Origin of the sequence: Marinobacter alexandrii (genome assembly GCF_005871205.1) — a bacterium.
In the GTDB taxonomy this organism is placed as follows: domain Bacteria; phylum Pseudomonadota; class Gammaproteobacteria; order Pseudomonadales; family Oleiphilaceae; genus Marinobacter; species Marinobacter alexandrii.
Map to the genome: position 1 here is coordinate 14,568 of NZ_SWKM01000018.1, position 25,422 is coordinate 39,989.

22 protein-coding genes and 1 tRNA gene are annotated in these 25,422 nt (G+C 59.6%); 17 read left to right on the forward strand and 6 right to left on the reverse strand.

Annotation, left to right across the window (positions count from 1 at the left end; genetic code table 11):
* Positions 1-135: 135 nt before the first annotated feature.
* Positions 136-702 (reverse strand): tetratricopeptide repeat protein, encoded by a 567-nt coding sequence (locus FCS96_RS19810; RefSeq protein WP_138442184.1) that lies wholly within the window; start codon positions 700-702, stop codon positions 136-138.
* Positions 699-3,029 carry a penicillin-binding protein 1B gene (gene mrcB, locus FCS96_RS19815; protein ID WP_138442186.1) on the reverse strand — a complete coding sequence of 777 codons (2,331 nt, stop codon included), beginning with the start codon at positions 3,027-3,029 and terminating at the stop codon, positions 699-701. Before mrcB ends, FCS96_RS19810 begins: the two co-directional genes overlap by 4 nt.
* Before the next feature lie 222 nt (positions 3,030-3,251).
* Between mrcB and FCS96_RS19820 the strand changes: the two genes are divergently transcribed.
* Complete coding sequence (locus tag FCS96_RS19820) at positions 3,252-4,793, forward strand: bifunctional aminoglycoside phosphotransferase/ATP-binding protein (protein ID WP_407658135.1); 1,542 nt, start codon at positions 3,252-3,254, stop codon at positions 4,791-4,793.
* A gap of 23 nt (positions 4,794-4,816) precedes the next feature.
* A complete protein-coding gene (locus FCS96_RS19825) occupies positions 4,817-5,197 on the forward strand; it encodes a Rieske (2Fe-2S) protein (RefSeq protein WP_138442190.1) in 381 nt (126 codons plus the stop codon).
* Here the strand turns inward: FCS96_RS19825 and sfsA are convergent.
* Complete coding sequence (gene sfsA, locus FCS96_RS19830) at positions 5,181-5,912, reverse strand: DNA/RNA nuclease SfsA (RefSeq protein ID WP_138442192.1); 732 nt, start codon at positions 5,910-5,912, stop codon at positions 5,181-5,183. The two genes, FCS96_RS19825 and sfsA, sit on opposite strands and share 17 nt — an antisense overlap.
* A 179-nt stretch (positions 5,913-6,091) precedes the next feature.
* On the opposite strand from sfsA, the gene dksA reads away from it, so the two are divergent.
* The 10 genes from dksA to pgi all read left to right on the forward strand — a co-directional run bounded on the left by dksA (position 6,092) and on the right by pgi (position 18,156).
* Positions 6,092-6,532: an RNA polymerase-binding protein DksA gene (gene dksA, locus FCS96_RS19835; RefSeq protein ID WP_138442194.1), complete on the forward strand. Its 441-nt coding sequence runs from the start codon at positions 6,092-6,094 to the stop codon at positions 6,530-6,532.
* 60 nt (positions 6,533-6,592) lie between these two features.
* On the forward strand, positions 6,593-7,465 hold the full coding sequence (gluQRS, locus tag FCS96_RS19840; protein ID WP_138442196.1) for a tRNA glutamyl-Q(34) synthetase GluQRS: 873 nt from the start codon (positions 6,593-6,595) through the stop codon (positions 7,463-7,465).
* Between the two features lie 50 nt (positions 7,466-7,515).
* The gene (locus FCS96_RS20110; protein ID WP_041340954.1) at positions 7,516-7,692 is read left to right on the forward strand and encodes a hypothetical protein; all 177 of its coding nucleotides are present in this window, start codon (positions 7,516-7,518) and stop codon (positions 7,690-7,692) included.
* Positions 7,682-10,645 (forward strand): ATP-binding protein, encoded by a 2,964-nt coding sequence (locus tag FCS96_RS19845; RefSeq protein WP_138442198.1) that lies wholly within the window; start codon positions 7,682-7,684, stop codon positions 10,643-10,645. Before FCS96_RS20110 ends, FCS96_RS19845 begins: the two co-directional genes overlap by 11 nt.
* A 7-nt stretch (positions 10,646-10,652) precedes the next feature.
* Positions 10,653-12,056 (forward strand): sigma-54-dependent transcriptional regulator, encoded by a 1,404-nt coding sequence (locus FCS96_RS19850; protein ID WP_138442200.1) that lies wholly within the window; start codon positions 10,653-10,655, stop codon positions 12,054-12,056.
* A gap of 712 nt (positions 12,057-12,768) precedes the next feature.
* On the forward strand, positions 12,769-14,136 hold the full coding sequence (gene pcnB / locus FCS96_RS19860) for a polynucleotide adenylyltransferase PcnB (RefSeq protein ID WP_138442202.1): 1,368 nt from the start codon (positions 12,769-12,771) through the stop codon (positions 14,134-14,136).
* Positions 14,136-14,648 (forward strand): 2-amino-4-hydroxy-6-hydroxymethyldihydropteridine diphosphokinase, encoded by a 513-nt coding sequence (gene folK / locus FCS96_RS19865; protein ID WP_138442204.1) that lies wholly within the window; start codon positions 14,136-14,138, stop codon positions 14,646-14,648. Before pcnB ends, folK (FCS96_RS19865) begins: the two co-directional genes overlap by 1 nt.
* A 170-nt stretch (positions 14,649-14,818) precedes the next feature.
* Positions 14,819-15,613, forward strand: coding sequence for a 3-methyl-2-oxobutanoate hydroxymethyltransferase (gene panB, locus FCS96_RS19870; RefSeq protein ID WP_138442206.1), 795 nt, complete (start codon positions 14,819-14,821; stop codon positions 15,611-15,613).
* Positions 15,610-16,458 carry a pantoate--beta-alanine ligase gene (panC, locus tag FCS96_RS19875; protein ID WP_138442208.1) on the forward strand — a complete coding sequence of 283 codons (849 nt, stop codon included), beginning with the start codon at positions 15,610-15,612 and terminating at the stop codon, positions 16,456-16,458. The genes panB and panC overlap by 4 nt, the downstream gene beginning before the upstream one ends.
* 36 nt (positions 16,459-16,494) lie before the next feature.
* A complete protein-coding gene (gene pgi / locus FCS96_RS19880) occupies positions 16,495-18,156 on the forward strand; it encodes a glucose-6-phosphate isomerase (protein ID WP_138442210.1) in 1,662 nt (553 codons plus the stop codon).
* On the opposite strand, the gene folK (FCS96_RS19885) is transcribed toward pgi, so the two are convergent.
* Complete coding sequence (folK, locus tag FCS96_RS19885) at positions 18,139-18,663, reverse strand: 2-amino-4-hydroxy-6-hydroxymethyldihydropteridine diphosphokinase (RefSeq protein WP_138442212.1); 525 nt, start codon at positions 18,661-18,663, stop codon at positions 18,139-18,141. The two genes, pgi and folK (FCS96_RS19885), sit on opposite strands and share 18 nt — an antisense overlap.
* A complete protein-coding gene (gene folB, locus FCS96_RS19890; RefSeq protein ID WP_138442214.1) occupies positions 18,663-19,019 on the reverse strand; it encodes a dihydroneopterin aldolase in 357 nt (118 codons plus the stop codon). Before folB ends, folK (FCS96_RS19885) begins: the two co-directional genes overlap by 1 nt.
* Positions 19,020-19,159: 140 nt before the next feature.
* Here folB and plsY point away from each other — a divergent pair, with 140 nt between their 5' ends.
* A complete protein-coding gene (plsY, locus tag FCS96_RS19895) occupies positions 19,160-19,777 on the forward strand; it encodes a glycerol-3-phosphate 1-O-acyltransferase PlsY (protein WP_138442217.1) in 618 nt (205 codons plus the stop codon).
* Positions 19,778-19,809: 32 nt separating this feature from the next.
* On the opposite strand, the gene tsaD is transcribed toward plsY, so the two are convergent.
* Positions 19,810-20,865 carry a tRNA (adenosine(37)-N6)-threonylcarbamoyltransferase complex transferase subunit TsaD gene (tsaD, locus tag FCS96_RS19900; protein WP_138442219.1) on the reverse strand — a complete coding sequence of 352 codons (1,056 nt, stop codon included), beginning with the start codon at positions 20,863-20,865 and terminating at the stop codon, positions 19,810-19,812.
* A gap of 237 nt (positions 20,866-21,102) precedes the next feature.
* Here tsaD and rpsU point away from each other — a divergent pair, with 237 nt between their 5' ends.
* From rpsU to FCS96_RS19920, 4 genes are all read left to right on the forward strand, one after another.
* Positions 21,103-21,318: a 30S ribosomal protein S21 gene (rpsU, locus tag FCS96_RS19905; RefSeq protein WP_007153483.1), complete on the forward strand. Its 216-nt coding sequence runs from the start codon at positions 21,103-21,105 to the stop codon at positions 21,316-21,318.
* A 153-nt stretch (positions 21,319-21,471) separates the two neighbouring features.
* On the forward strand, positions 21,472-23,199 hold the full coding sequence (gene dnaG, locus FCS96_RS19910) for a DNA primase (protein ID WP_138442221.1): 1,728 nt from the start codon (positions 21,472-21,474) through the stop codon (positions 23,197-23,199).
* A gap of 119 nt (positions 23,200-23,318) precedes the next feature.
* Positions 23,319-25,166, forward strand: a complete 1,848-nt coding sequence (gene rpoD, locus FCS96_RS19915; RefSeq protein WP_138442222.1) for an RNA polymerase sigma factor RpoD — start codon at positions 23,319-23,321, stop codon at positions 25,164-25,166.
* Positions 25,167-25,263: 97 nt separating this feature from the next.
* A tRNA-Ile gene (locus FCS96_RS19920) sits at positions 25,264-25,340 on the forward strand.
* Positions 25,341-25,422 lie beyond the last annotated feature (82 nt).

The window sequence follows — 25,422 nt, forward strand, 5'->3', positions numbered from 1 at the left end:
CTACCGATCAAAAAAGCCCCGCAAAATTGCAGGGCTTTTTTATTCGCAATGTCCCGTCCTGAAATACGTTGTCCATCTCTTATCCTCCAGATGACAACGTATTTTGGGACTAGTCACGACGTCTTAGGCTGACATTCACAAACGCGAAGCCCTCGCCTCAGCCTGATCCGCCCCCGCCACATTGCCCCGCGCCCGACGAATATCCGCCAGCAGCAACCAGCCTGAACGCTGAAGGCGCGCATTGCTGCCCGCCAGGGACAACCCTTTCAGGGTGAACTGCTCCGCCGTACCCAGCTGATTGCTGGCGACATAGGCTTCCGAGAGTTTGAAATACACCTCGGCCGAGCGCGGCGCAATGCGCTGGGCCCGTTCAAGCCGGGCGATGGCCGCCGGGGCATCACCTTGAGCCAGCAGGGTATCGGCTTCCTGGATCAGGCTGACGGCGGCCGGTGACAGGCTATCGCCGGCATCCCGGTAGCTGGGTGAACTGCTGCGCGGTGCCGGCTCAGATACTTCCGGCTGCTCGCTCTTGCGCCATACCCGCGGCTTGTCCTCTTTGCTACTGGCCCTGGGTGGCTCCGGCGCCTCAGCCTTGCTGCTACCGACCGGCACATAAATGGATTCGCCCGGCGCCGAAGCGCAGCCCGCCAGGCCCAGAAACGCCGCCGCCGTGGCGGAATAAATCAAAAAACGCGTATTCATCGGAACAGTCCCTCAAACCAGCCTTCAATTTGCCGCTGCAGGTTACCAGAACAGGACACCGTCTGGGTGGGCTCACTGCCAGATATTAGTGGCACCATCCGTGCCCCGTTGCAATGCTCCTTGGTCAGCGCCTGGCGCTCGGCATTCACCCACTGGTACTGAACCCCATCCGGCACCACCGGCGAGAAGCTGTGCTGGGGCACCTGGGCCATAAACCGGGACCAGACTGGCAGAGCGCCACTGGCACCGGTGAGCGACGTCGGGCCGTTATCGTCCCGGCCTACCCAGGATACCGCCAGCAAATCCCCACTGAAGCCAGCAAACCAGGAGTCCCGACCGTCGTCGGTGGTGCCGGTTTTACCTGCCAGCGTCAGCTCCTCGGGCACTGTGTAATAGGCGGACTTGCCGGTACCTTCCTGCATGGTCTCCTGCATGGCGTATTGCACCAGATGCACCGCGGCCGGATCTGCAACCTGGTCCACTTCCAGACTGTAGCGGGACAGGGCTTCCCCACCAGCATCGGTCACCTCGCGAATGGTGCGCAGCGGCGTGTTGAAGCCGGAGGTGGCCAAGCCCTGATACATCTGTGCCACCGTTACCGGGTTCATGGTCACCGAGCCCAGCAGCATGGACGGGTACTCGGAGATCGAGGATGTCACCCCGAACGCCTGGAGAGTGTCCTTGACCACATCCACACCGATATCCAACCCAACCCGCACCGCCGGCAGGTTGTAGGAGTGAGACAGCGCCTCATGCAGCGGCACCTCCCCACGCTCGGTTTTGTCATAGTTTTTCGGCTGCCAGCGACGGCCGTCGTCAAATTCCAGCGTGAAGGATTTGTCCAACACTGGAGTGATCAAGGTGTAACGCTCCGGTTGTTCCAGCGCAGCCAGGTAGATAAACGGCTTGATCAGTGAACCAATGGGCCGATTCGCATCGAGTGCCCGGTTGAAGCCGGCGTACTGCGGATCGCGACCACCCACTAAGGCCAACACCTCACCGCTGTCTTTGGCGGTGACTACCATGGCTGCCTCCAGCGCCTCGCGGGTTTCGCCACTGGCCAGCCGCCCCAGGGTGTCAGTCACAGCATACTCCGCTGCATACTGAATGGCCGGATTCAGGGTAGTGAAGATTCGCAGGCCTTCACTACGCAGATCCTCTTCCCGGTAATCTCGGGCCAGGTGGCGGCGAACCAGATCGATGTAGGCCGGGTACCGGTTCTCCGAGTAGGACGGACGGGCACTGACCCCGAGCGGCTTGCCCTTGGCTTTGGCCGCCCGGACTGAATCGATCAGGCCTGCCTCTTCCATCTCCGACAACACCAGGTTCCGGCGCTTGGTGGCGCGTTCCGGGTGCCGGCGCGGGTTGTAATAACTCGGTCCCTTGACCATGCCCACCAGCAGGGCGATCTGATGCTCCTGCAGGTCACGCAGGGATTCCCCGAAATAGAACTGACTGGCCAGACCAAAACCATTGATACTGCGGGTTCCAGCCTGCCCCAGATACACCTCGTTCAGGTAGGTCTCAAGGATATCCCCCTTCTCGTAGTGCAGTTCCAGCAACAGCGACATCAGCGCTTCGTTCGCCTTGCGCACCAGAGTCTGGTCCCGAGTCAGGAAGAAGTTCTTGACCAACTGCTGGGTCAGGGTGCTGCCGCCCTGGACAATCTGGCCGGCGCGAATGTTGGCGAGCATCGCCCGGGCAATAGACAGCGGCGCGATCCCGACATGGTCGAAGAAGTTACGGTCCTCGACCGCCATCAGGGTAGTAGGCAACAGCGCCGGCACTTCCTCCAGCTGCACCAGAATCCGGTCTTCCTTGTGGGATGGATAGATCCCACCGATCTGCGCAGGCTCCAGCCGGACGATGGGTGAGGCGTCACCGCTCAGCACCGAGAAATTCTCAACCCGATCCCGGTACACGGTGAGTGCCAGCCGGCGCCTGGGCTCCTTTCCATCTGGAAATTGAAAGCCACGGGTGCTGATAATAAAGCGACCGCCGCTGCGCTGATAGGTGCCGGCTCGTGAACCGTCGCCCTTCCGGAAACCAGACAACCCCAGTTCCCGTTCCAGGGCACTGGCACTGATTCCGGCGCCGTCGTATAGCTCGAGCGGGCGAGCATACACCCGGGACGGCACCTCAAAGCGGCGGCCCTCAAAGCGTGAGGTGATTACGGCATCGAGATAAACCGTCCATCCCGCCAGCAAGACCAGGCCGATGGCACCCGCCCGAAAGACGAAACGCCAAAACCAGGGGCGGCGACCGTTTCTTGGTGATTTACGGGGTGTTTTTCTGTTGTGCTTGGAGGAGGACGTCGATTTTTTCATGTGAGGATTATACCGAAGGCGATCGCTCCAAAGGCAGGCCAACTGTGTGTTATTTCTGTAATCCGCCCGTTATAGTAGAGCCTGGGAATTCAAGAGGTTCAGGGCATTTTTTAGATTAAAGCACTATCCAGCGCACTATCTAGAGCACTTTCTAGAGCACTATCCAAGGCATTTTAGGAGCACACTGTGAGCGAGACTTCCCCAGGCACGTTGATCCAGGCAATGCAAAATCCTGACCTGTACGCGCATCCGGTTCATGAATTTCAGGTCATTGAGACTCACATTTCCCAGGTCATCCTGACTGGTGAGTTCGCCTACAAGATCAAGAAACCCATGGATTTCGGCTTCCTGGACTTCTCGACACTGGCCCGCCGCAAGCATTTTTGTGAGGAAGAGCTGCGGCTGAACCGCCGTCTGGCCGAACCTCTGTACCTGGAGGTTCTGCCCATCACTGGCAGCCCTGAAAAGCCAGTACTTGGTGGCACCGGCGAGGCGTTTGAGTATGTAATCAAAATGCGCCAGTTCAACCAGGACCAGTTGTTCGATCGCCTGCAGGAAAAGGGCGAGCTCGCGCCCGAAGCCCTGACCGATCTTGCCCGGCAGGTTGCCGGATTCCACGAACAATTGCCGCCAGTGCCCGATGACAAGCCGTTGGGTACACCCGAAGCCGTGTACGCGGCCATGCAGGAGAACTTCGACCAGATCCGGCCGATGATTGACGACAAAACCCTGCTGGCCCAGCTCGACAACCTGGAGGCCTGGACCGAAACCACCTTTGAACGGCACCGTGAGCTGATCGCCGAGCGCCGCGCCAAGGGACTGGTGAGGGAGTGCCATGGCGACCTGCACCTGGCCAACATCACCAGCTACGACGGCAAGGTCACGGTCTTCGACTGCATTGAGTTCAGTGAGCCATTCCGCTGGATCGATGTCATCAACGATCTCGCGTTCCTGCTGATGGATCTGGAATCCCGGCAGGAAGAGGCGCTGGCGAACCTGGTCCTGAACACCTATCTGGAGTATCGAGACGATTTCGAAGCCCTGCCCCTGTTGCCATTGTACAAGGCCTACCGGGCCATGGTTCGCGCCAAAATCGCCCTGTTCACCCTGGGCAATCCCGCCCTCAGCGACCAGGAGAAGGCGAGCCTGCACCAGCGTTACCGCGACTACGCCCAGCTGGCGGAAGACTACAGTATCATTCCCAACCCTTACCTGCTGGCGACCACCGGCCTGTCAGCCAGTGGCAAATCCTGTGTCTGTTCGGCAATGGCGGGTGAACTGGGACTGATCCGGCTGCGCTCCGATGTTGAGCGCAAACGCCTGCATGGGCTGGCGCCGCTGGAAAGCAGCAAGTCCCCCACCGGCGGCAACCTCTACACCCAGGAAGCCAATGAGCAAACTTACCAGCGACTGGCGACATTGGCCGGTCAGCTGCTGGCGGCAGGCATGCCGGTAGTGGTGGATGCGGCGTGTCTGAAGGCGCGTGAGCGTTCGCTGTTTGCCGATGTCGCCGAGGACCTGGCAGTGCCTTTCGCGCTGCTGCACTGCGATGCACCTGAGGAATTGCGCCGGGAATGGATTCGGAACCGCAGCGGAGACGCCTCGGAAGCCACTGAAGAGCTGCTGGACGAGCAGCAGACCTGGTACGAACCCTTAACTCCGGAAGAACGTAGCCACACCATTCATCTGCAGACAGATCAGGAGCACGTGGCCGAGGCGGTCGCCGATCGGATCCGCCAGCATTTCGGCCTGACCCCGCGCTGACAACCAGATTCGGGAGGAACACCTTGGCGAAAACGGCACCAGACAGCGACAAGTGGCAAACCGTTTGCCAGCAGGACGAGCTCAAGCCGGGACAACCCGTGGAGTTTCGCATCCAGCGGCCAGCTGCGGAACCGGGTGCCATGCCGCTAACCGGTTTCCTGTTGTTGCACGATGGCCAGCCCCAGGCCTACGTCAATCAATGCCCGCACCTCGGCATTGAATTGAACTGGATGCCCGGCCAGTTCATGGATGCCGACAACCTGTTTATTCAGTGCTCCACCCACGGCGCGCTGTTCAAACCGGGCACCGGCGAATGCATTGCCGGCCCCTGCCGGGGTGATGCCCTGACCGCCCTCGATCTGCGGATAGAGGGCGGTTCCATTCAGATCAGACTTCCAGAATAACCGGAACCGATTCAGTCAATGTCATGTCTCCTGAAGGATCACCACTGTCCGTCACCAACCCGGCGCGGTAGGCAATCACTTCAACTCCCGCATCGCAGGCTTCCCGCAGCAACTTGCCATAGGTTGGGTCAATGTGATCGGCGGGGCGCACGGTTTGAATGCCGGTGTGATTCACCACAAAGAACAACACTGCCCGATCACCCTGAGCCACCTGCGCCATCAATTCCCGCAGGTGCTTCTGGCCTCGAGTAGTTACCGCATCGGGGAAAAAACCCTGGCCATCCTCTGCAAGGGTGACGTTTTTCACTTCCACCCAGGCGTCCGGTTGATGGTCATGACCGGTCAGCAGGAGGTCAATCCGACTCTTTTCCTCGCCGTACTTCACTTCCGCCCGGCAGCCCGAGTAATCCGCCAATTCCACCACCACGCCACTCTCGACGGCTACACGAGCCTGGGTGTTGGGACGCGCGGTGTTGATGCAGGCCAGCATGCCCGGAGAGGTCTCCACCAGCTCCCAGGTATAGGGCAGTTTACGCTTGGGATTGTCGCTTCGACTCAGCCAAACCCGGGCATCTTCCGGCTGGCAACCCAGCATGGAGCCGGTGTTAGGACAGTGGGCAGTTACCTCGCTTCCGTCCGGCAAACGCACGTTCGCCAGGAAGCGTTTATATCGGCGAATCAGGCGCCCTTCGACCAGGGGTTCGGGAAAGTTCATGTGGTCTCCATTCAAAAGTCGGTATCACAAGGCTGGCACCCCCGTGACTTATCTGCTATTTTCCGCAAATTCCCGTTTCAGGACGAATGCTTCATCCAGGGTTAAATCGCTCAGCCACGGGGGCTCAAGCGGTGGGAAGCAAAGCGTTCTTGTGAAGTACAAACAAGAGGCCGGGTTCAATGGCAAACACTGCAGAACAACCACGCGAACGTTTTACTAACTTCACCCCTTACGAAATGAAGAAGGGTGAAGAGTACATGAGTGCTGACATGCTGGAGCACTTCAAAAATCTGCTGCTGCAATGGAAACAGGAGCTGATGGAAGAAGTGGACCGCACCATGCACCACATGCAGGAAGACGCAGCAAATTACGCCGATCCCAGTGATCGCGCAACCCAGGAAGAGGAATTCAGCCTGGAGCTGCGAACCCGCGATCGCGAGCGCAAACTGATCAAGAAAATTGATAAGACCATCGATCGCATCGACAAAGATGACTACGGTTTCTGCGATCAGTGCGGTGTCGAGATCGGCATCCGTCGCCTTGAGGCACGGCCAACAGCGACCCTATGCATTGATTGCAAAACCCTGGCCGAAATCCGCGAGCGCCAGACTGGCATCTGAGCCGGCTTACCCGCAGCAGCCGGCCGCGCTTCTCTCAAGCCGCCGGCTGACTGACCGATCATGACCTCAGTACGTTACCGGGGCCGATTCGCGCCCTCACCCACCGGCCCTTTGCATTTCGGTTCTCTGGTCGCGGCCCTTGCCAGCTATCTGGAAGCCCGCTGCCACAACGGCCAATGGCTGGTTCGTATCGAAGACCTGGATCCGCTCCGGGAGCCCGCCGAAGCCACTGGCCAGATCCTGAACAGCCTTGAAGCCCACGGCTTGTTTTCCGACGAACCGGTACGTTTCCAGTCCCGCCGCCACGATGCCTATCAGGCAGCCATTGATCTGTTGATGACCACCGGCGACGCCTATCGGTGTGTGTGCTCCCGCAAGGAACTCCAGCACCACGGCGGCCGACACCCCCATGGCTGCCGGGAGCGCCAAGCCAACCGCACCGATCGGCCTTCGGCGGTTCGCTTTGCCCTCACCGATGAACACAACCACTGGCAGGATCTGCTGCTGGGCCCCCAGAGCCAAGTCGTCAGCGCCGAACTGGACGACCCGGTAATACTGCGCAAGGAAGGATTTTACGCTTATCAACTGGCCGTAGTGGTGGACGACATTGACCAGGGCATTACCGATGTAGTCCGGGGCTCGGACCTGCTCGACATGACCGCCCAGCAAACCCAGATCTATCGCGCGCTGGGCGCCGCCCCTCCCCGGTGGCTGCATGTACCGGTCATCGTAAATGAACAGGGCCAGAAGCTCAGCAAGCAGACCCACGCCCCGGCGCTGGCCGATGACCAACCCGCCGACAACCTGATCCAGGCATTGGCGGCATTGGGCCAGATGCCACCGGCGTCACTCACCGGCGCATCGGTCGACAGCATTCTGGATTGGGGCACCAGCCACTGGCGGCGCGAGGCCATTCACCTGACATCCGGGTGAACCCCGTGGTATAAAGCGGTTCACAAACCTCAGCGCGGATAGCATGCCTGATGTATATCTACCGTCTGGTCTTCCTGTTGGTTTTGGCCATCTATATTTTTTCTCCCAACATCCTTGATTGGTGGACCTCGCCGGGTAACGCCTGGTACAGCCCCTACCTGATCTGGGCGGGCATCATTGCCATCGGATTCTGGCTGGAATGGCGACGGGATCCCAATGAGTTTTAGCGCCGCCGGTCTACTCGCTGCCAGCCTGCTCTACCTGGTCATCCTGTTTGCTATCGCCTGGGTGACCGAAAAGGGGACCCTGCTCCGGCATTGGGTCAGGCATCCTTTGATCTACACCCTCAGCCTGGGCGTCTACGCCGGTATCTGGGCGGTTTATGCCGCTGTTGGCGTGGCCGCGGATTCCGGTTATGGCTTCCTTGCCTATTACCTGGGTATCAGCGGTGCCTTCCTGCTGGCGCCGGTGCTGTTGAACCCAGTGCTACGCATCGGCCGCGCCTACCAGTTGACCTCACTGGCCGATCTTTTCGCCTATCGTTACCGCAGCCAGTGGGCCGGCACACTGGTTACACTCTGTTCCGGCGGCGCCATCCTGGCCCTGCTCAGCATGCAGATTCAGGCCGTTACCACCTCTGCCAGCATTCTGGCGCCCGACACCTCGCCCCAGGCTATCAGCGTGATGTTCAGCATCACCGTTGTGCTGTTTGCCATGCTGTTTGGTGCCCGCCGGGACCAGAAGTCGGACAATCATCAGGGGCTGGTCCTGGCCATTGCCTTTGACTCCCTGGTCAAACTGGTGGCCATGCTGGTGTTGGGCGGGGTCATTCTGTTTGGCGTCTTTGGCGGCATGGGCGGCCTCGAAGGCTGGCTGATCAGCAACAGCTCGCCCGCCACTACCATGACCCTCAGTGTTGACGACGGCAGCTGGCGCGCACTTATGCTGATGTCGTTCGCCGGGGCCCTGGTATTACCGCACATGTACCACATGACGTTCAGCGAAAACCCGTCACCCAAGGCCCTCGCCAAAGCCAGTTGGGGGCTGCCGCTGTACTTGTTGTTGTTAGGCCTGCCGGTTCCGCTGATTCTGTGGGGCGGCCAGGCCTTGGCGGTGACCACAGGCCCCAGCTTTTACGCCATTGGCGTCGCCCAGAGCCTAGGCAGCCCCGGACTGACCTTGCTGATGTACATCGCCGGGTTATCGGCAGCCAGCGGCCTGATGATCGTCAGCACCCTGGCCCTGGCCGGGATGGTGCTCAATCACGTGGTATTACCTGTGAAAACCCCTCGGGACCAGGGTGACATTTACCGCTGGCTGCAGGGCATCAAGCGCCTGTTGATCGCCGGCATCATTTTCCTGGCCCTGTTGTTCCATGAAACTCTTGGCAAGAACCTGGACCTGTCCATTCTGGGGATTATTTCCCTGTCCGGCGTACTGCAGCTGCTGCCCGGCGCCCTCGGGGTGATCTACTGGCCAGAGGGCAATCGCCGTGGCCTGATCGCCGGCCTGTTAGTCGGGCTCGCCATCTGGGTGGCCACCCTGGTGCTGCCATTTGCGCACACCACCAATCTGCTCGCCCTGCTTGACGCCCCGCTGGTGCCGGACTACAGCAACTGGCACATCTTTACCTTCATCAGCCTGACTGCCAATGTCGCGGTGTTCGCGCTGATATCCATGGTCAGCACCAGCAGCAACGAAGAAAACAGCGCAGCCCAGGCCTGCTCACTGGGCGCACTCTCCCGTCCCCAGCGACGTGAGCTTCTGGCGGCTTCCTCCACAGAATTCGCCCAGCAACTGGCCGATCCTCTGGGCCGGGGTGTGGCCAAACGGGAAGTCGAACGAGCGCTGGCACAGCTGAAACTGCCCAAGCTCGAGTACCGCCCGTACCAGCTGCGCCGACTGAGGGATCAAATTGAGGTCAACTTGTCTGGCCTGCTCGGGCCTTCGGTTGCCCGGGACATGGTGAAACGGCATCTTGGTTTCAAACCCATGACGCGGAACGGAACCGGCCAGGACATCCGCTATGTCGAGCGGGCACTCGGAGAATACCAAAATCAGCTGACCGGCCTTGCCGGTGAGCTGGACAACCTACGCCGACACTATCGCCAGACTCTGCAGAACCTGCCGATCCCGGCCTGCTCGGTCGGCGAGGACGGCGAAATCCTGATGTGGAACCATGCTATAGAAAGCCTGACCGGCATCACCGCCGATGATGTTGTCGGTGCCCGCCTGATGGCCCTACCTGAGCATTGGCACATCCTGCTGGACGACTTCCACCACGGCGACGAACTGCATCGTTACAAACATCGCCTGGACCTGCGCGGCAAACCCCACTGGCTCAATCTGCACAAGGCAGCCCTGAGCGGGCCGGATCATACCGAGGGCGGCAGCATCATACTGGTGGAAGACCAGACCGAAACCCGGCAACTGGAAGACGAGCTGATGCACAGCGAGCGTCTGGCCTCGGTGGGACGATTGGCGGCAGGGGTCGCCCATGAGATTGGCAACCCAGTGACCGGCATTTCCTCACTGGCACAGAATCTGAGGCTGGAAACCGACAATCCGGACATCCTGGATACCGCCGACCAGATTCAGCAGCAAACCCGACGGATTTCGACCATCCTGCAATCGCTGATGAACTTTGCCCGAACCGGTAACCGTGCCCACGCGAACCGCTATGAGCCGGTGACCATTCACCGGTGCGTGGATGAGTCCATCAACCTGCTGTCGCTGAGCGACAAAGGCATGGGGGTGCACTTTGTTAACGACTGCCCCCCGAATCTCCGTGTGCTCGGCGATGAACAACGCCTGGTGCAGGTTTTCATCAACCTTCTGGCCAACGCCCGGGACGCCTCCCCCATCGGCGGTACGGTCCGGGTCAGTGGAAACGGCGACGGCTACTCCGCTATCATCGAGGTCGTCGATGAGGGCTCCGGCATACCGGCGGACCAGCTCGATCACATCTTCGAACCGTTTTACACCACCAAGGCCCCGAACAAAGGCACAGGGCTGGGCCTGTCATTGGTGTACAGTATCGTGGAAGAACATTACGGCAACATCCAGGTGGACAGCCCGGCTAACCCGGACACCGGTACCGGCACTTGTGTGCGTTTGAGGCTACCCGCCTACGAACCGGAAACCGGCACCACCACCATCAGCCAGAACGAAAGGTCATGACACCTATATGCCTCGCATTCTGATCGTAGAAGATGAAGACATTATTCGCTCAGCAGTGCGCAAACTGCTCCAACATGCCGGATACACGGTGTCCGATGCCGGATCAGTAGAGGAAGCCGAGCAGCATTACGAGCCGGAAAAGTTTGACCTGATTATCTCTGACCTTCGGCTGCCGGGCGCCCCCGGCACCGAACTGATCAACCGGGCTCCGAACACGCCGGTGCTGATCATGACCAGTTACGCCAGCCTACGCTCGGCGGTCGATTCGATGAAGATGGGCGCGGTCGAATACATCGCCAAACCCTTCGATCACGATGAAATGCTGGCCGCCGTAGAGAAGATTCTGGCCCGAAAAATGTCGGACGCAGGCTCGGGCGACTTGCAGAATGGCTCAAAAACCAGCCCGGAAGACAGTGACCCGGCCAACATCATGTTCGGCCATTGCGACCCCATGCAGCGCGTATTCACGCTGATTCGCAAAGTCGCACCGACCGAAACCACAGTGCTGATTCAGGGCGAATCGGGTACCGGTAAAGAGCTGGCGGCAAGGGCCCTCCACCTGCTCAGCCCCCGCGCCTCCAAGCCACTGATCTCAGTGAACTGTGCCGCGATACCGGAAAGCCTGATCGAGTCGGAGCTGTTTGGGCATGAGAAAGGCGCGTTTACCGGTGCAGTTTCCGCGCGGACCGGCCTGATTGAGGCCGCCGACGGTGGCAGTCTGTTTCTGGACGAGATTGGCGAACTGCCGGCGGAAGCCCAGGCGCGCCTGTTGCGAGTGCTGCAGGAAAGCGAAATCCGCAAGGTGGGTTCAACCCAGAGCCGAACCGTGAATGTTCGGATGATTGCTGCGACCCACCGTAATCTGAAAGCCATGACCCGAACCGGTGAGTTCCGTGAAGATCTTTATTACCGCCTCAACGTCATGCAGATCCGCATTCCGCCACTGCGCGAGCGCCAGGCCGACATACTGGGCCTGGCCCGACGCTTCCTGAAACGTCAGGGTGAGAAGATGGGCAAACCCCTCCTTAACCTGAGTCCGGAAGCCATGAGGGCACTAGAGCGACATCGCTGGCCGGGCAATGTCCGCGAACTGGAGAATGCCATTGAACGCGCGACCATCCTATGTGACGGCGACGTGATCTCACCGGGGCTGCTCGATCTCGACAGTGAAGCCGGTGACGAACACATTCCGGAAACACTGGTCGAAGGCAACAACGAACAAACCCGCACCACCGACGTCGATTCCTCGAACGATTTGTCGCTCGAGGACTACTTCCAGCACTTTGTTCTGGAAAACCAGGATCGCATGAGCGAAACCGAGCTCGCCCAGAAGCTGGGTATCAGCCGAAAGTCCCTGTGGGAACGTCGTCAGCGCCTGGGCATCCCGCGCAAGAAAAGTTCTGGCAATTAATCCGTCCGGGGCAATTCGAGTTTGCCCCGGCTCGGCTCCTCTAAAAAATGAACCCAAGCCCCATTGTTACCACCTGTTCCTCCCGGTAACACTTACTACAGAGTTAATGAGACCTCAGTAACACTTTCGGTGTGTACGGGGTAACACTTATGGCCTGCAAAATCGTAAGGCACTGTTAATAAAGAACTTATAAAACCTGGCACACGGACTGCAACCTATAGGGCGCACGACAACAAAAACAATAGTGACAACGCAGCGTCAAAACAAAAACAAAAAGCTGTAGAAGAACGTTCGGTAACAAAAACAAATACAGAACGTGAGCGAACTGAGTGTTTTGGGTACTTTGCTTTTTAGTGGTCCCTCGGCACGTGTGAGTTGTAGATGTAGAGAAGAATCGTCCTTGAGGCGACACTGCACCTGCCCGAATCTCATTCGATGTCTCTGACTGCTCTGTGTGTTCAAAGCTTTCCGTTTGCACCGCTGACCCCCGAAATTGGGGACATGCAGTGGGGTAGAAAAATAAAGAAGAATCCCGGTAACAACAAAAACAATGCAGATCGTCAACGCTTTCAGGGCGGATTCGTGAAAACGGATCCGCCTTTTGATTATCTGGACCGACCACCTTTCAGTGCCTCATTCCCAGTCAAACGTGGGCAAAACCTGCACAAACCGTTAAACTCTCGGTTTTTGCTCTTCGCAACCACGGATTTCAATGCCTAAACGACTCGTCGAAAAACTTCGTTCCTTTATTCCCGGCAGCGGGAAGAAGAAGCTCCGTCCCTATCAGCGCCGGGAAATTCCCCGCGACCAACACAATGTTTCCCGCTCGGCCATCAGCGAACCCGCCAAGAAGGTTCTCAACCGGCTGAACAAAGCTGGATTCGAGGCCTACCTCGTTGGCGGCGGCGTACGCGACATACTGCTCGGTGGTGTACCCAAAGACTTCGACATCGCGACCAACGCGACGCCGGAAGAAGTGCACGAACTGTTCCGTAACTCCCGGCTGATTGGCCGCCGCTTCCGCATCGTGCATGTGGTGTTTGGCCGTGAAGTCATCGAGGTGACCACCTTCCGCGGCAACGCCGGCGAAGCCGAGGACGATGCGCCGGACGACGATCGCAAGACCTCCGAGCACGGTCTGCTGCTGCGTGACAACGTCTACGGCAACCAGGAAGAAGACGCCCTGCGTCGGGATTTCACAGTCAACGCCCTCTACTACTGCATCCGCGACTTCACTGTGATCGATTTCGCCGATGGCATCGAGGATCTGCGCAATCGCCAACTCCGGCTGATTGGCGATCCGGAAACCCGTTACCGGGAAGACCCGGTGCGCATGCTGCGCGCCATTCGCTTTGCCGCCAAGCTGGATTTCGACATCGAGCCGGACACCGAGGCGCCGATCCAGGAGCTCGCGCCCCTGCTCACGCACATTCCCCCGGCACGCCTGTTCGAGGAAGTGCTGAAACTGTTCTCCGCCGGCCAAGGCGAGGCGACCTACGACCTATTGAGCCGTTATAACCTGCTGGCACCGCTGTTCCCCGAGACCGTACGGGCGATCAATAACGGCGAGTCGGACGAGCTAATCCGTCAGGCCCTGCGCAATACCGATGCCCGCATTGCCCAGGGCAAGTCGGTGACACCTTACTTCCTGTTTGCCGCCATGCTCTGGCCGGCCCTGCAGGCGGAATGGACCCGGCGCCAGGATAACGGGGACCCGGTTCAGCCAGCCCTGCACGGTGCCATTGGCAAGGTCATTGGCCGCCAAGTTCAGGCCACGTCCATTCCCAAGCGCTTCTCCGGTCCGATGAAAGAGATCTGGGAAATGCAGATGCGCCTGCCCCGTCGTCAGGGCAAGCGCGCTTTTGCCGCCATGAGCCATCCCAGATTCCGGGCTGCCTATGACTTCCTGCTGGTGCGCGAAGCCGCGGGTGAGATCGAGCCAGGCCTCGGCCAATGGTGGACCGATTTCCAGCAAACCGATGAGCGCGGCCAGGAGCGAATGCTGACAGAGCTGGGCAGTGATGCTCCCAAGAAGCGCAAACGTCGGCGCAAGCCGCCAACCAAGCGCCCCGCCGAGTAATGACCACGGACGCCTTTATTGGCCTCGGCAGCAACCTTGAGAACCCGGCGGCTCAGCTGGCCCAGGCGGTTGCTGCCCTGGCCAGCCTGCCGGATTCTGTGCTAGTGGCGCAGTCGCCTTTTTACGCCAGCCGGCCAGTTGGCCCCCAGGATCAGCCGGACTTTGTGAACGGCGCAGTCTGGCTGCGCACCACCCTGCCTCCCCATGAGCTTCTTGACCACCTGCAGTCCATCGAGCAGCGCCACGGTCGTGAGCGACTCCGGCACTGGGGCCCGAGGACGCTGGATCTGGACCTGCTGGTTTTTGGCAACCAGACCCTGACTGACGAGCGCCTGACCGTGCCTCACAAAGAACTTCCGAACCGGGATTTTGTACTCCAGCCCCTGCTGGACCTGGAACCTGCCCTGACCCTGCCCGACGGCCGCACCGTCAAGGAACTGCGCCAGCATTGCCCGGACAACGAGCTGCGTAAGCTGCCGCCGATAGCGCGGGAGCCCTTCGCTCCGTCCTGAGCCGCCCTCAAGCCAGCTCCGAGCAACACCCGGCCAGGCACACTGACTGCCCCGGCCTAACGGGGCCCGTGCTACTATTGCCTCAAACATAGCCCCGGATTACCCTTAGCACTGAACGCCGGCAGACCCCGGCCCGGTCTTGGCCCATCCACCCACAAGGCAAGGATTTTATGGCTGTTACCATCAATACCCTTCGGGAATACAAACAAAAGGGCGAAGCCTTTTCCGTCCTGACCTCTTACGATGCCACGTTTGCCCAGGTGGTCAGTGAAGCGGGTGTCGATGTAATCCTGATCGGTGACTCCCTGGGCATGGTGCTGCAGGGCCACGACAGCACCCTGCCGGTCACCATGGACCAAATGGTTTATCACACCAGCTGTGTTGCCAAGGGCAATGCCGGCGCTCTGATCATGGCCGACATGCCGTTCATGACCTACGGCACGGTGGAAGCCGCCCTGGAAAATGCGGCGGAACTGATGCGTGCCGGTGCCCACCTGGTCAAGCTCGAAGGCACCGACTGGATGAAAGACACCATCCACGCCCTGAGCGAGCGTGGCGTGCCGGTGTGTGCGCACCTGGGCCTGACCCCTCAGTTCGTCAACAAGTTTGGCGGCTACAAAGTGCAGGGCCGTAATGAGAAAGCGGCAGAAATGATGATCGAGCACGCCTGCGAACTGGAAGCAGCCGGCGCTGACCTGATCCTGCTCGAGTGCGTACCCGCGCCCCTCGCTGCCCGCATCACCCAGGCCGTGAAGGCGCCGGTCATCGGCATTGGCGCTGGCGCCGATACTGACGGCCAGGTGCTGGTCCTGCACGATATGCTGGGTGTCACCACCGGGCGAAAACCCCGATTTGTGAAGAACTTCCTGGCCGAGACCAATTCCGTCCAGGAGGCCATTGAGGCCTACGTGAGCGCCGTGCGCGCACGAACTTTCCCCGCCGAGGAGCATACGTTCAAGGCATGAGAACCGTACATTCCCTGAAAGAACTTCGCACCATCCTCCGCGGCTATCGTCGCCAGGGCAAAACCATTGGCCTGGTGCCGACCATGGGCAACCTCCACGAGGGCCATATTTCCCTTGTGCGTAAAGCGGCGGAAGCTGCCGACGTGGTAGTCACCAGCATTTTCGTAAACCCCATGCAGTTCGGGGCCGGCGAGGATCTGGACACCTACCCGCGCACACTGACGGAAGATCAGGAACAACTGGAAGCCGCCGGCAACACCCTGGTGTTTGCTCCTGGTGTGGAGGAGGTCTATCCCGAAGGCCTGGCCCGGCAGACCCAGGTGGTGGTTCCGGAAGTCAGCGACGGTCATTGCGGCGCCAGTCGCCCCGGTCATTTCGAGGGCGTGGCAACGGTGGTCACCATGCTCCTGAACATGGTTCAACCGGACGTGGCAGTGTTTGGCGAGAAAGATTTCCAGCAGCTCGCGGTGATTCGAAAGCTGGCCCGGGACTTGATGCTACCGGTGGAAATCGTAGGCGCGCCTACCATCCGGGAAGACGACGGCCTGGCCAAGAGCTCCCGGAATGGCTACCTGACGCCGAGCGAACGCAAAATCGCCCCGGTTGTGTACCAAACCCTGCAAGCTACCGCCCGTGAATTGACCGGGGGCCGCTCGGATTTCCAGACCCTTGAGGAAGAAGCCCGAAACCGGCTCGCCGAGGCCGGCCTGCGGCCCGACTATTTCAACATCGTTAACAGCCAGACCCTGAAGCCGGCCACCACCGAAGACACCGATATCACGCTGCTGGTGGCGGCCTTCCTGGGCTCCACGCGCCTGATTGATAACCTATCCGTCAGTCGCTAAGACAATACCCACCAAATCACGGAAAAGGATGTTCTGATGTCTGATCGCGCGCCCCAACTGACCTCCTCCCCGGAGTGGCAGGCGCTGGAACAACAGCGGCAGAAAATGCAGTCGGTGCCGATGAAGCAGCTATTTTCCGAGGACCCGGAACGGGCCAGCCGGTACTTCATCAGGGGCGCGGGGATATCCCTGGATTTTTCCAAGAACCGCATCACTGACGAAACCCTGACCGCCCTACTGGCGCTGGCCGAGCGCTGCGACCTGCCGGCACGCCGGGACGCACTGCTGCGCGGCGAGCCGGTCAACCGCACCGAACAACGTCCGGCCCTGCACACAGCCCTGAGACACCCCGGCAACGCCTCCATCATGGTGGACGGAGTCGATGTGGTGGCCGAGGTCCAGCACACCCTGGGGCGGATGGAAGCGGTGGTCACCGGCGTTCTGGATCAGTCTCGAACCGGCTACAGCGGCAAGGCCTTCACCGACGTGGTCAGTATTGGCATCGGCGGCTCCTATCTCGGACCAAAACTGGTCAACGAGGCCCTGCAGCCTTACTGGCAGGGCGGAATGCGCTGCCATTTTGTGGCCAACATCGACGGTACCGATATCCTGGAGGCGCTCCGGCAGGTCAACCCGGAAACCACTCTGTTCCTGATCCAGTCGAAATCATTTCGCACCCAGGAAACCCTCGAGAACAGCAACGTGGCCCGGCAGTGGCTGGTGGACTATTGCGGCGACGACTCGGCAGTGGCCAAGCACTTCCTCGCAGTAACCGCCAACGTACCGGGCGCAGAAAGCTTCGGGATTCAGGCCGATCAGGTGTTCCCGATGTGGGACTGGGTTGGCGGGCGCTACTCGCTCTGGTCCGCCATTGGCCTGCCGGTGGCGCTGACCATCGGCATGGACAATTTCCGGAGCCTGCTGGCTGGCGCCCATGCCATGGACAGCCACTTCCAGGATGCGCCACTGGCGCAGAACTTGCCCGTGGTCATGGGCTTACTGGGCGTCTGGTACAACAACTTCTGGAACGCTCACACCCACGCCATCCTGCCGTATGACCAATACCTGCGCAGCCTTCCGGACCACCTCCAGCAGTTGGACATGGAAAGCAATGGCAAGAGTGTGACCGAGACCGGGGCGCCACTGGCCTGTGAATCCGGCCCGATTATCTGGGGTGGTACTGGCTCCAATGGCCAGCACGCCTACCACCAGCTGATCCATCAAGGCACCCGGCTGATACCGGCCGATTTCATCATTCCGTTGAAAACCCACAACCCCGTGGCCACCCACCACGCCGACCTGTTTGCCAACTGCCTGAGTCAGAGCCGGGCGATGATGGCAGGCAAATCACTGGCGGAGGCGCGGGCCGAACTGGCAGCGGAAGGGCATTCGGATGCGGAAATTGAGGAGTTGGCGCCCCATAAGGTGATTCCCGGCAACAAACCCAGCAACACCCTGGTGCTGGAACAGGTAACACCGGAGACCCTGGGGGCACTGATCGCCCTGTACGAGCACCGGACGTTTGTTCAAGGTGTTATCTGGGGCGTGGATTCATTTGATCAATGGGGCGTGGAGCTGGGCAAACAACTGGGTAAAGGCATCCTGCCCCGTCTACTAGGAAAGGACGAGCAGGACACAGGCAGCGACAGCTCAACCGATCACCTGATCGAACTGTTCAGGTCAGTCGGCGATTACTGAGATCTGACGACCCTGCCAGGTAAAGGCCACCGGCCAGAGTTTCTGGTCGGACCGGTAATCCCGCCACAACTCCCGATAACTCTGCCCCGTCACCGGATGCAGCGCGTCGGGCGCGATGTCTGCCAAAGGCTGCAGCACGAAGGCGTTCTTCAGGATCTCGCCACGGGGCAGCTCGACCCCATCGACTAACCCCACCCGATCGCCATAGGTCAGGATATCCAGATCCAGGGTTCGGGCACTGAACTTGGGCACATCCCGGCGGCGGCCATTATCGGCCTCCAGTTGCTTGAAGCGTCGGGACAACTCACCCACCGATAGCCCGGTTTTTACCCCGACCACCAGATTCAGAAACGGTGAGCCATTAAAACCCACTGCCTCGCTTTCATAGACTGGTGAAATCTCAAGGCCCCCAAACCAGTTCGCCAACGCGTCCAGAGCCGCGGTAACGTAGCGCTCCCGGTCTACATTACTGCCAATACTGATGTATACCCGGACCTGATCGGCCATTACCGCGTTCCCCTTTCAATTCGGACTCCCACTGCCTGCGCCGCCGGCACCGCTCCGGGTTTTCTCAGTGTCAGTGCCAGCCAGGTAATCCCGAATTGCCGCTGCAGTTGTGCCGCGAGCTGCTCGGCACCGTGCTCCAGCAACTTGGGCTGAAGCGTCTGCAGGAACGATGTGACCAGTTCGCTGACCGCGGCATAATCCAGGGCGTCCCCGACATCATCCGAGGCACCCGGAACCCGGTTATCCCAGGCCATCTCCAGGTCCACCAACAGGCGCTGGTCGACCTTTCGTTCCCAATCGTAGACACCGACAACGGTCTCAACTACCAGACCTTCAATAAGCACACTGTCTGCCAAGGGGACTCCCGGAGTATTCCACTCTTTGCTGATTGAATAACGCACAACCAACGGATACTGTGATATCGCTGGCCTTTTTTTTCAGGGAAGGCATTTTCGCACACTACACCCTGAGACGTCTCCGCCTTCGAGCCGACACCATGACCTTCTCCACCACACTCGCCACCACACTCTCTAGCGACCCGGTTGTCACCGTACTGCTCTGCGCTGTCGCATACCTGGCCGGCTCAGTGCTGTTTGCCCTGCCAGTGTGCCGATGGTGGAAACTGCCCGATCCACGGGCACAGGGCTCAGGCAATCCTGGCGCTACCAATGTCTACCGAACCGGCGGCTGGGCACCGGCTCTGGTAACACTGGCGCTGGATGCGGCCAAGGGCTGGCTGCCCGTCTGGCTGGCCCACAACCTGGGGCTGTCGGTGATGGCGCAGGCAATAGTGGCGCTGTGTGCCGTTACCGGCCACATGATCCCCGTGTTCTACCGATTCAAGGGTGGCAAAGGCGTGGCGACCGCACTGGGCGCAGGCCTGGCACTGGCACCGATAACCACCTCGCTGATGGCAGCCATCTGGCTGCTGGTGATCTGGCGCTGTCGCATCTCGGCACTGGCGTCCCTGATCGCCATCGTTTCCGGCCCGATCATCAGCGCCCTGATCGAACCCGATACCCTGGCCCTGTTCGGCCTACTGGCACTGCTGATCGTGGTTCGGCACCGGAATAACCTGATCCGACTGGCTCAGGGCCGGGAAGCCGGCCTTTAAAGCGTCAATCGTCCGCCAGGACAAGGCGTGGGCTAATCCACCAATCCAGTTGAGCGCGGCTCGGTAATCGCCGGCAGGGTATTCATCGGCCAGCGCGGAACCGCCACAATCCGCTCACCATCCTGCTGCCCGGCCCGCAAGCGCTGGGCGCCGGCATAGGCAATCATGGCGCCGTTATCGGTGCAGAATTCCGGGCGGGCGTAGAACACCGCAGCCTTTAGCTTGGCGGTCATGGCCTCCAGCCCAGCGCGCAAACGCTTGTTAGCGCTGACACCACCGGCAATAACCAGACGCTTGCAACCGGTCTGTTCCAGGGCACGCCGGCACTTGATGGTCAGGGTCTCGACCACGGCGGTTTCGAACGCCAGGGCGATGTCGGCACGGTTCTGATCATCAAGACCGCCCGCATCACGGGCCGCACTGACGGTATTCAGTGTAAAGGTCTTCAAGCCACTAAAACTGAAATCCAGGCCGGGACGATCGGTCATCGGACGCGGAAACCGATAACGGCCCGGTGTACCCTGCTCGGCCAGCGCGGCAATCCGTGGCCCTCCGGGGTAATCCAGCCCGAGCATCTTGGCCGCCTTGTCGAAAGCCTCCCCGGCGGCATCATCAACCGACTCACCCAGCATTTCGTAGGCACCAATGCCGTCGACCCTCACCAACTGGGTGTGGCCGCCGGATACCAGCAAGGCAACAAACGGGAAAGCGGGCGGATTTTCCTCCAGCATCGGCGCCAGCAGATGCCCCTCCATGTGATGCACTCCCAGAACCGGCACGCCCAACGCGAAGCCCAGGGAATGGGCAACCGAGCCGCCGACCATCAACGCTCCGACTAATCCAGGCCCGGCCGTGTAGGCAATACCCTCCAGGTCAGCCCGAACCTTGCCGGCCTGGGCCAACACCTGATCGCACAACGGCAGCAACTTGCGCACATGGTCCCGCGATGCCAGCTCCGGAACCACGCCGCCGTAGTCCGCGTGCATATCGATCTGACTGAACAGGGCGTGCGCAAGCAGCCCCTGCTCGCTGTCGAACAGGGCCACGCCGGTTTCATCGCAGGAAGTTTCAATACCGAGAATCAGCATAATATCGGGGCCACGTTAATAGACATGTGTGGAAAACGCAGCATTTTAGCAGAAACCCGAAACGCCCTGTCAGATTCATCTGAACAATCATTGACCTTGCCATAACCCAGGCGCTATCATTGCCGCCCTAAAATATGCACTGGTCGAGTTTTAGCCAATCTGACCAGGGATCGAACCGGTCTGGCGCTGCCAGGCGGATTACATTGAAACCGAATCTATCAGGTAGGTGATTTCCGAATGCCAGCTGTTAAAGTGAAAGAGAATGAACCGTTTGACGTAGCACTGCGTCGCTTCAAGCGTTCCTGCGAAAAAGCGGGTGTACTTTCCGAAGTACGTCGTCGTGAGCACTACGAGAAGCCGACCGCTGTTCGTAAGCGCAAAGCAGCCGCTGCCGTTAAGCGTCATCTCAAGAAGCTTCAGCGGGAGCAGCGCAAGTTCGAGCGTCTGTACTAAGTTATATAGACGCCGCTTGCCTGCAAAGCACTGATTGCCTGTTCAGCCGCAGGCTGCACAGAGCGACTTCAAAAATGCCGCCGAGGCCTGGCTTCGGCGGCATTTTTAGCTATGGCTGAACCCGACACAAGTCCCGGTTGATCTGGAGTCTCCATGAGTGGACTGATCCCTCAACGTTTTGTTGAAGACCTGCTTGATCGTCTCGATCTGGCGGAGTTGATCGGTTCACGCATAACTCTCAAAAAAGCCGGCGCGAATTACAAGGCATGCTGTCCGTTTCACGATGAAAAGACGCCGTCATTCAACGTGCGACCGGACAAGGGCTTTTACCATTGCTTTGGCTGCGGTGCTCATGGCGACGCCATCAGCTTTATTCGCGAGTTTGAGGGCCTTGGCTTCACCGAAGCGGTTGAAGAGCTGGCCAAGCGGGCCGGCCTGGAAGTGCCTTACGATAAGGCCGCCAAGCAGGAGATCCAGCAGGCCCGAACGCTGACGGACGCGCTCGATTTTGCCAGCCGGTTCTATCAGTCCGCACTGACCAGCCAGCAAGGCGCCTACGCCCGGGATTACCTGCAACAGCGGGGCCTGGACGACGCCATCGTGCAGCAGTATCAGATTGGTTACGCGCCCTCGGCCGGAACGGCCCTGTTCGACGCCGCCAGCAAGGACCTGAAAGGCCCTTTGGTGGAAACCGGCACGGTCTCCGACAAATACGGGCGGCCCCGGGACCTGTTCCGCAATCGGGTGATGTTCCCGATCCGCAACAGCCGGGGCAAAACCATTGCCTTTGGTGGGCGGACCCTGGGTGACGACAAGGCCAAGTACATCAACTCCCCGGAGTCTGATGTCTTTCACAAGAGCCGGGAAATATACGGCCTGTTCGAAGCCAAACAGGCAGTAAGGCAGCTGGACAAGTTGCTGGTTGTTGAAGGGTATATGGATGTCATTGCCCTGGCCCAACATGGCATTCACTACGCTGTCGCAACGTTGGGCACGGCAACCAACCAGGACAGCCTGACCGCCCTGCTCCGGCAGGTGCGGCATATTGTGTTCTGCTTCGATGGCGACCAGGCCGGATTCCGGGCCGCTGACCGCGCCATGGACAACGCGCTTGAGCTGATGGCCGACGGAATGCACCTGCAATTCCTGATGCTGCCCCAAGGTGAGGATCCGGACACGCTGGTGCGCAAGGAAGGCCCGGAGGCGTTCCAGGCACGGATTGACGGTGCCACACCGCTGTCGCGCTACCTGTTTGACCGACAGAGTGAGGGCCTGGACCTGCAACTGCCGGAACACCGGGGCGAGTTAAGGGCCCGGGTAGAGCCACTGCTGAACAAGATGCCGAAGAGCACCCTGCGGGATGCCATGTGGCACGAAATGCTCCGACTTTGTGGCGGCCGCAATCAGTGGCAGAACCGGCCGAAGAATCAGGGCGGAAACTGGAAAGACGGTCGACGGGACCGGGTTACGGAAGAGCGTATCGACGTAAAACTCAGCAAAGACAGCATCTTATGCCTGGCTCTGCTGGAAGCGCCGGAAATGGCCACCGAAGTGGTCGAACTGTCGCGAAGTTCGCGTCAGTTTACCCAGGCCCGCAACTTCGCCAGCTGGATTCTCGACCAGGAAGTCCGGAATCGGAAATCTTTGGTGCGCTGCCTGGCCCTTGATGGCCAGGCCCGGGACCGCTTCTTCCATCTGTTTGATGGCATTGAGCACATTCCCGCCAGGGAGAGCACGCTGGCGGCGGCACGGGAACTGCTGAGCCCGAACGAAGAATCATCGCGACAACAGCGACTTGCGTCTCTGTTGCGCAACTTCTCGAACCTCACAGCCGAGGAACGGAAAGAATTACGAACCCTGAGTAGTGGCACTCAGGAGTAACAGGACTTGAAACTAGACGCATTGATCACCATCTAACCATTCGGTGGCAGTGCGACCGAGCGACAGCTATAATGGCTGTTTCACTTTTTTCCTTCTCAAAGCGAGTTCACAGGGTGTCTATGTCAGGCAATTCGCAAAAATCACGTTTAAAAGACCTCATTGCACGAGGCAAGGAACAAGGTTACCTGACTTACGCCGAGGTAAACGACCACCTCCCGGAAGACATTGCCGACCCGGATCAGGTCGAAGACATCATTCGCATGATCAACGACATGGGTATTCAGGTAACCGAAGAAACACCGGATGCCGATACCCTGCTGATGACCGAAGGCGACTCCACCGCTGACGAAGCTGCTGCTGCCGAAGCCGCAGCCGCACTCGCCGCGGTTGAAACCGATGCCGGCCGCACCACCGATCCAGTGCGCATGTACATGCGTGAGATGGGTACGGTAGAGCTGTTGACCCGTGAAGGCGAAATTGTTATCGCCAAGCGCATCGAGGAAGGCATTCGCGATGTCATGGCTGCTGTCGCCCATTTCCCCGGCACCGCGGGCACTGTGATTCAGGCGTATAACCGCATCATCGAGAACGAAGGCCGCATCAGCGACATCGTCACCGGTTTCCTGGATCCCGACGACGCCGAGCCGTTCATGGGCGAGGAAACCCCGGCCACCAGCACTGATACCTCCGGTTCTTCATCCGACGATGACGATGATGACGAGGAAGAAACCGAGAGCGGCCCGGATCCCGAAGAGACCCGGCTGCGGTTCGAACTGCTGACCGAGAAACTGGAAGCAGCCGACAAGGCGCTGGCCAAGCACGGGCGCGGTGACAAGAAAACCCAGGAAGCACTGAACGAGCTGGGCCAAGTGTTTGCCCCGTTCAAGCTGGCCAACAAGGCCTTCGACGAGCTGGTCAACGTGGTCCGTTCAACCAACGTGCTGGTGCGGGAAAACGAACGCGCCATCATGCAGATCTGTGTCCGCGACTGCAAAATGCCGCGCAAGGATTTCATCAAGTCCTTCCCCGGCAACGAGACCAACCTGGACTGGGCCGAAAAGATTGGCCGGAGCAAGAAGCCTTACGCCGCGCCGATGTCCGAGCGCATCGACGAAATCGTTCGCCTGCAGAAGCGCATCCAGAACGTGCAGACCGACGTGGACCTGGACGTGGCCGACGTCAAGGAAATCAACCGTCGCGTTTCCATCGGTGAAGCCAAGGCTCGCCGTGCCAAGAAGGAAATGGTTGAGGCCAACCTGCGACTGGTAATCTCCATCGCCAAGAAGTACACCAACCGCGGCCTGCAGTTCCTGGACCTGATTCAGGAAGGCAACATTGGCCTGATGAAGGCCGTGGACAAGTTCGAATACCGTCGTGGTTACAAGTTCTCGACCTACGCCACCTGGTGGATTCGTCAGGCCATCACCCGTTCCATCGCGGACCAGGCCCGCACCATCCGTATTCCGGTGCACATGATTGAGACCATCAACAAGCTCAACCGGATCTCTCGCCAGATGCTGCAGGAGATGGGCCGCGAGCCCACGCCGGAAGAGCTGGGTGAGCGCATGGAAATGCCGGAAGACAAGATCCGTAAGGTTCTGAAGATCGCCAAAGAGCCGATCTCCATGGAAACCCCGATCGGTGATGATGAAGACAGCCATCTGGGCGACTTCATTGAGGACATCCAGGCACTGTCTCCGGTGGATTCCGCGACCGCCGAAGGTCTGCGCGAAGCCACCCGTTCGGTACTGGCCGGCCTGACCGCGCGTGAGTCCAAGGTACTGCGCATGCGTTTCGGTATTGAAATGAATACCGACCACACCCTGGAAGAAGTCGGCAAGCAGTTCGACGTCACCCGGGAGCGCATTCGTCAGATCGAAGCCAAGGCTCTGCGCAAACTGCGTCATCCGTCCCGTTCCGATCACCTGCGTGGCTTTATCGACGATCAGGGCAATCCCCAGGGATAATAGCCACAACAGTAGCGGGCGCCCCACCTCACCGGTATAATGGCGCCCGCTCTGTTTCCCCTCCCGGAAACACCTTTCAAAACAGCAAGTCGTACACGGGCCTATAGCTCAGTTGGTTAGAGCAGGGGACTCATAATCCCTTGGTCGCTGGTTCGAGTCCAGCTGGGCCCACCATATTTCAATGACTTACAAATACCTCTGTCATATCGAGAACCAAAACTGTCAACGAAACGACGACGATGCCTCGAATGATCAA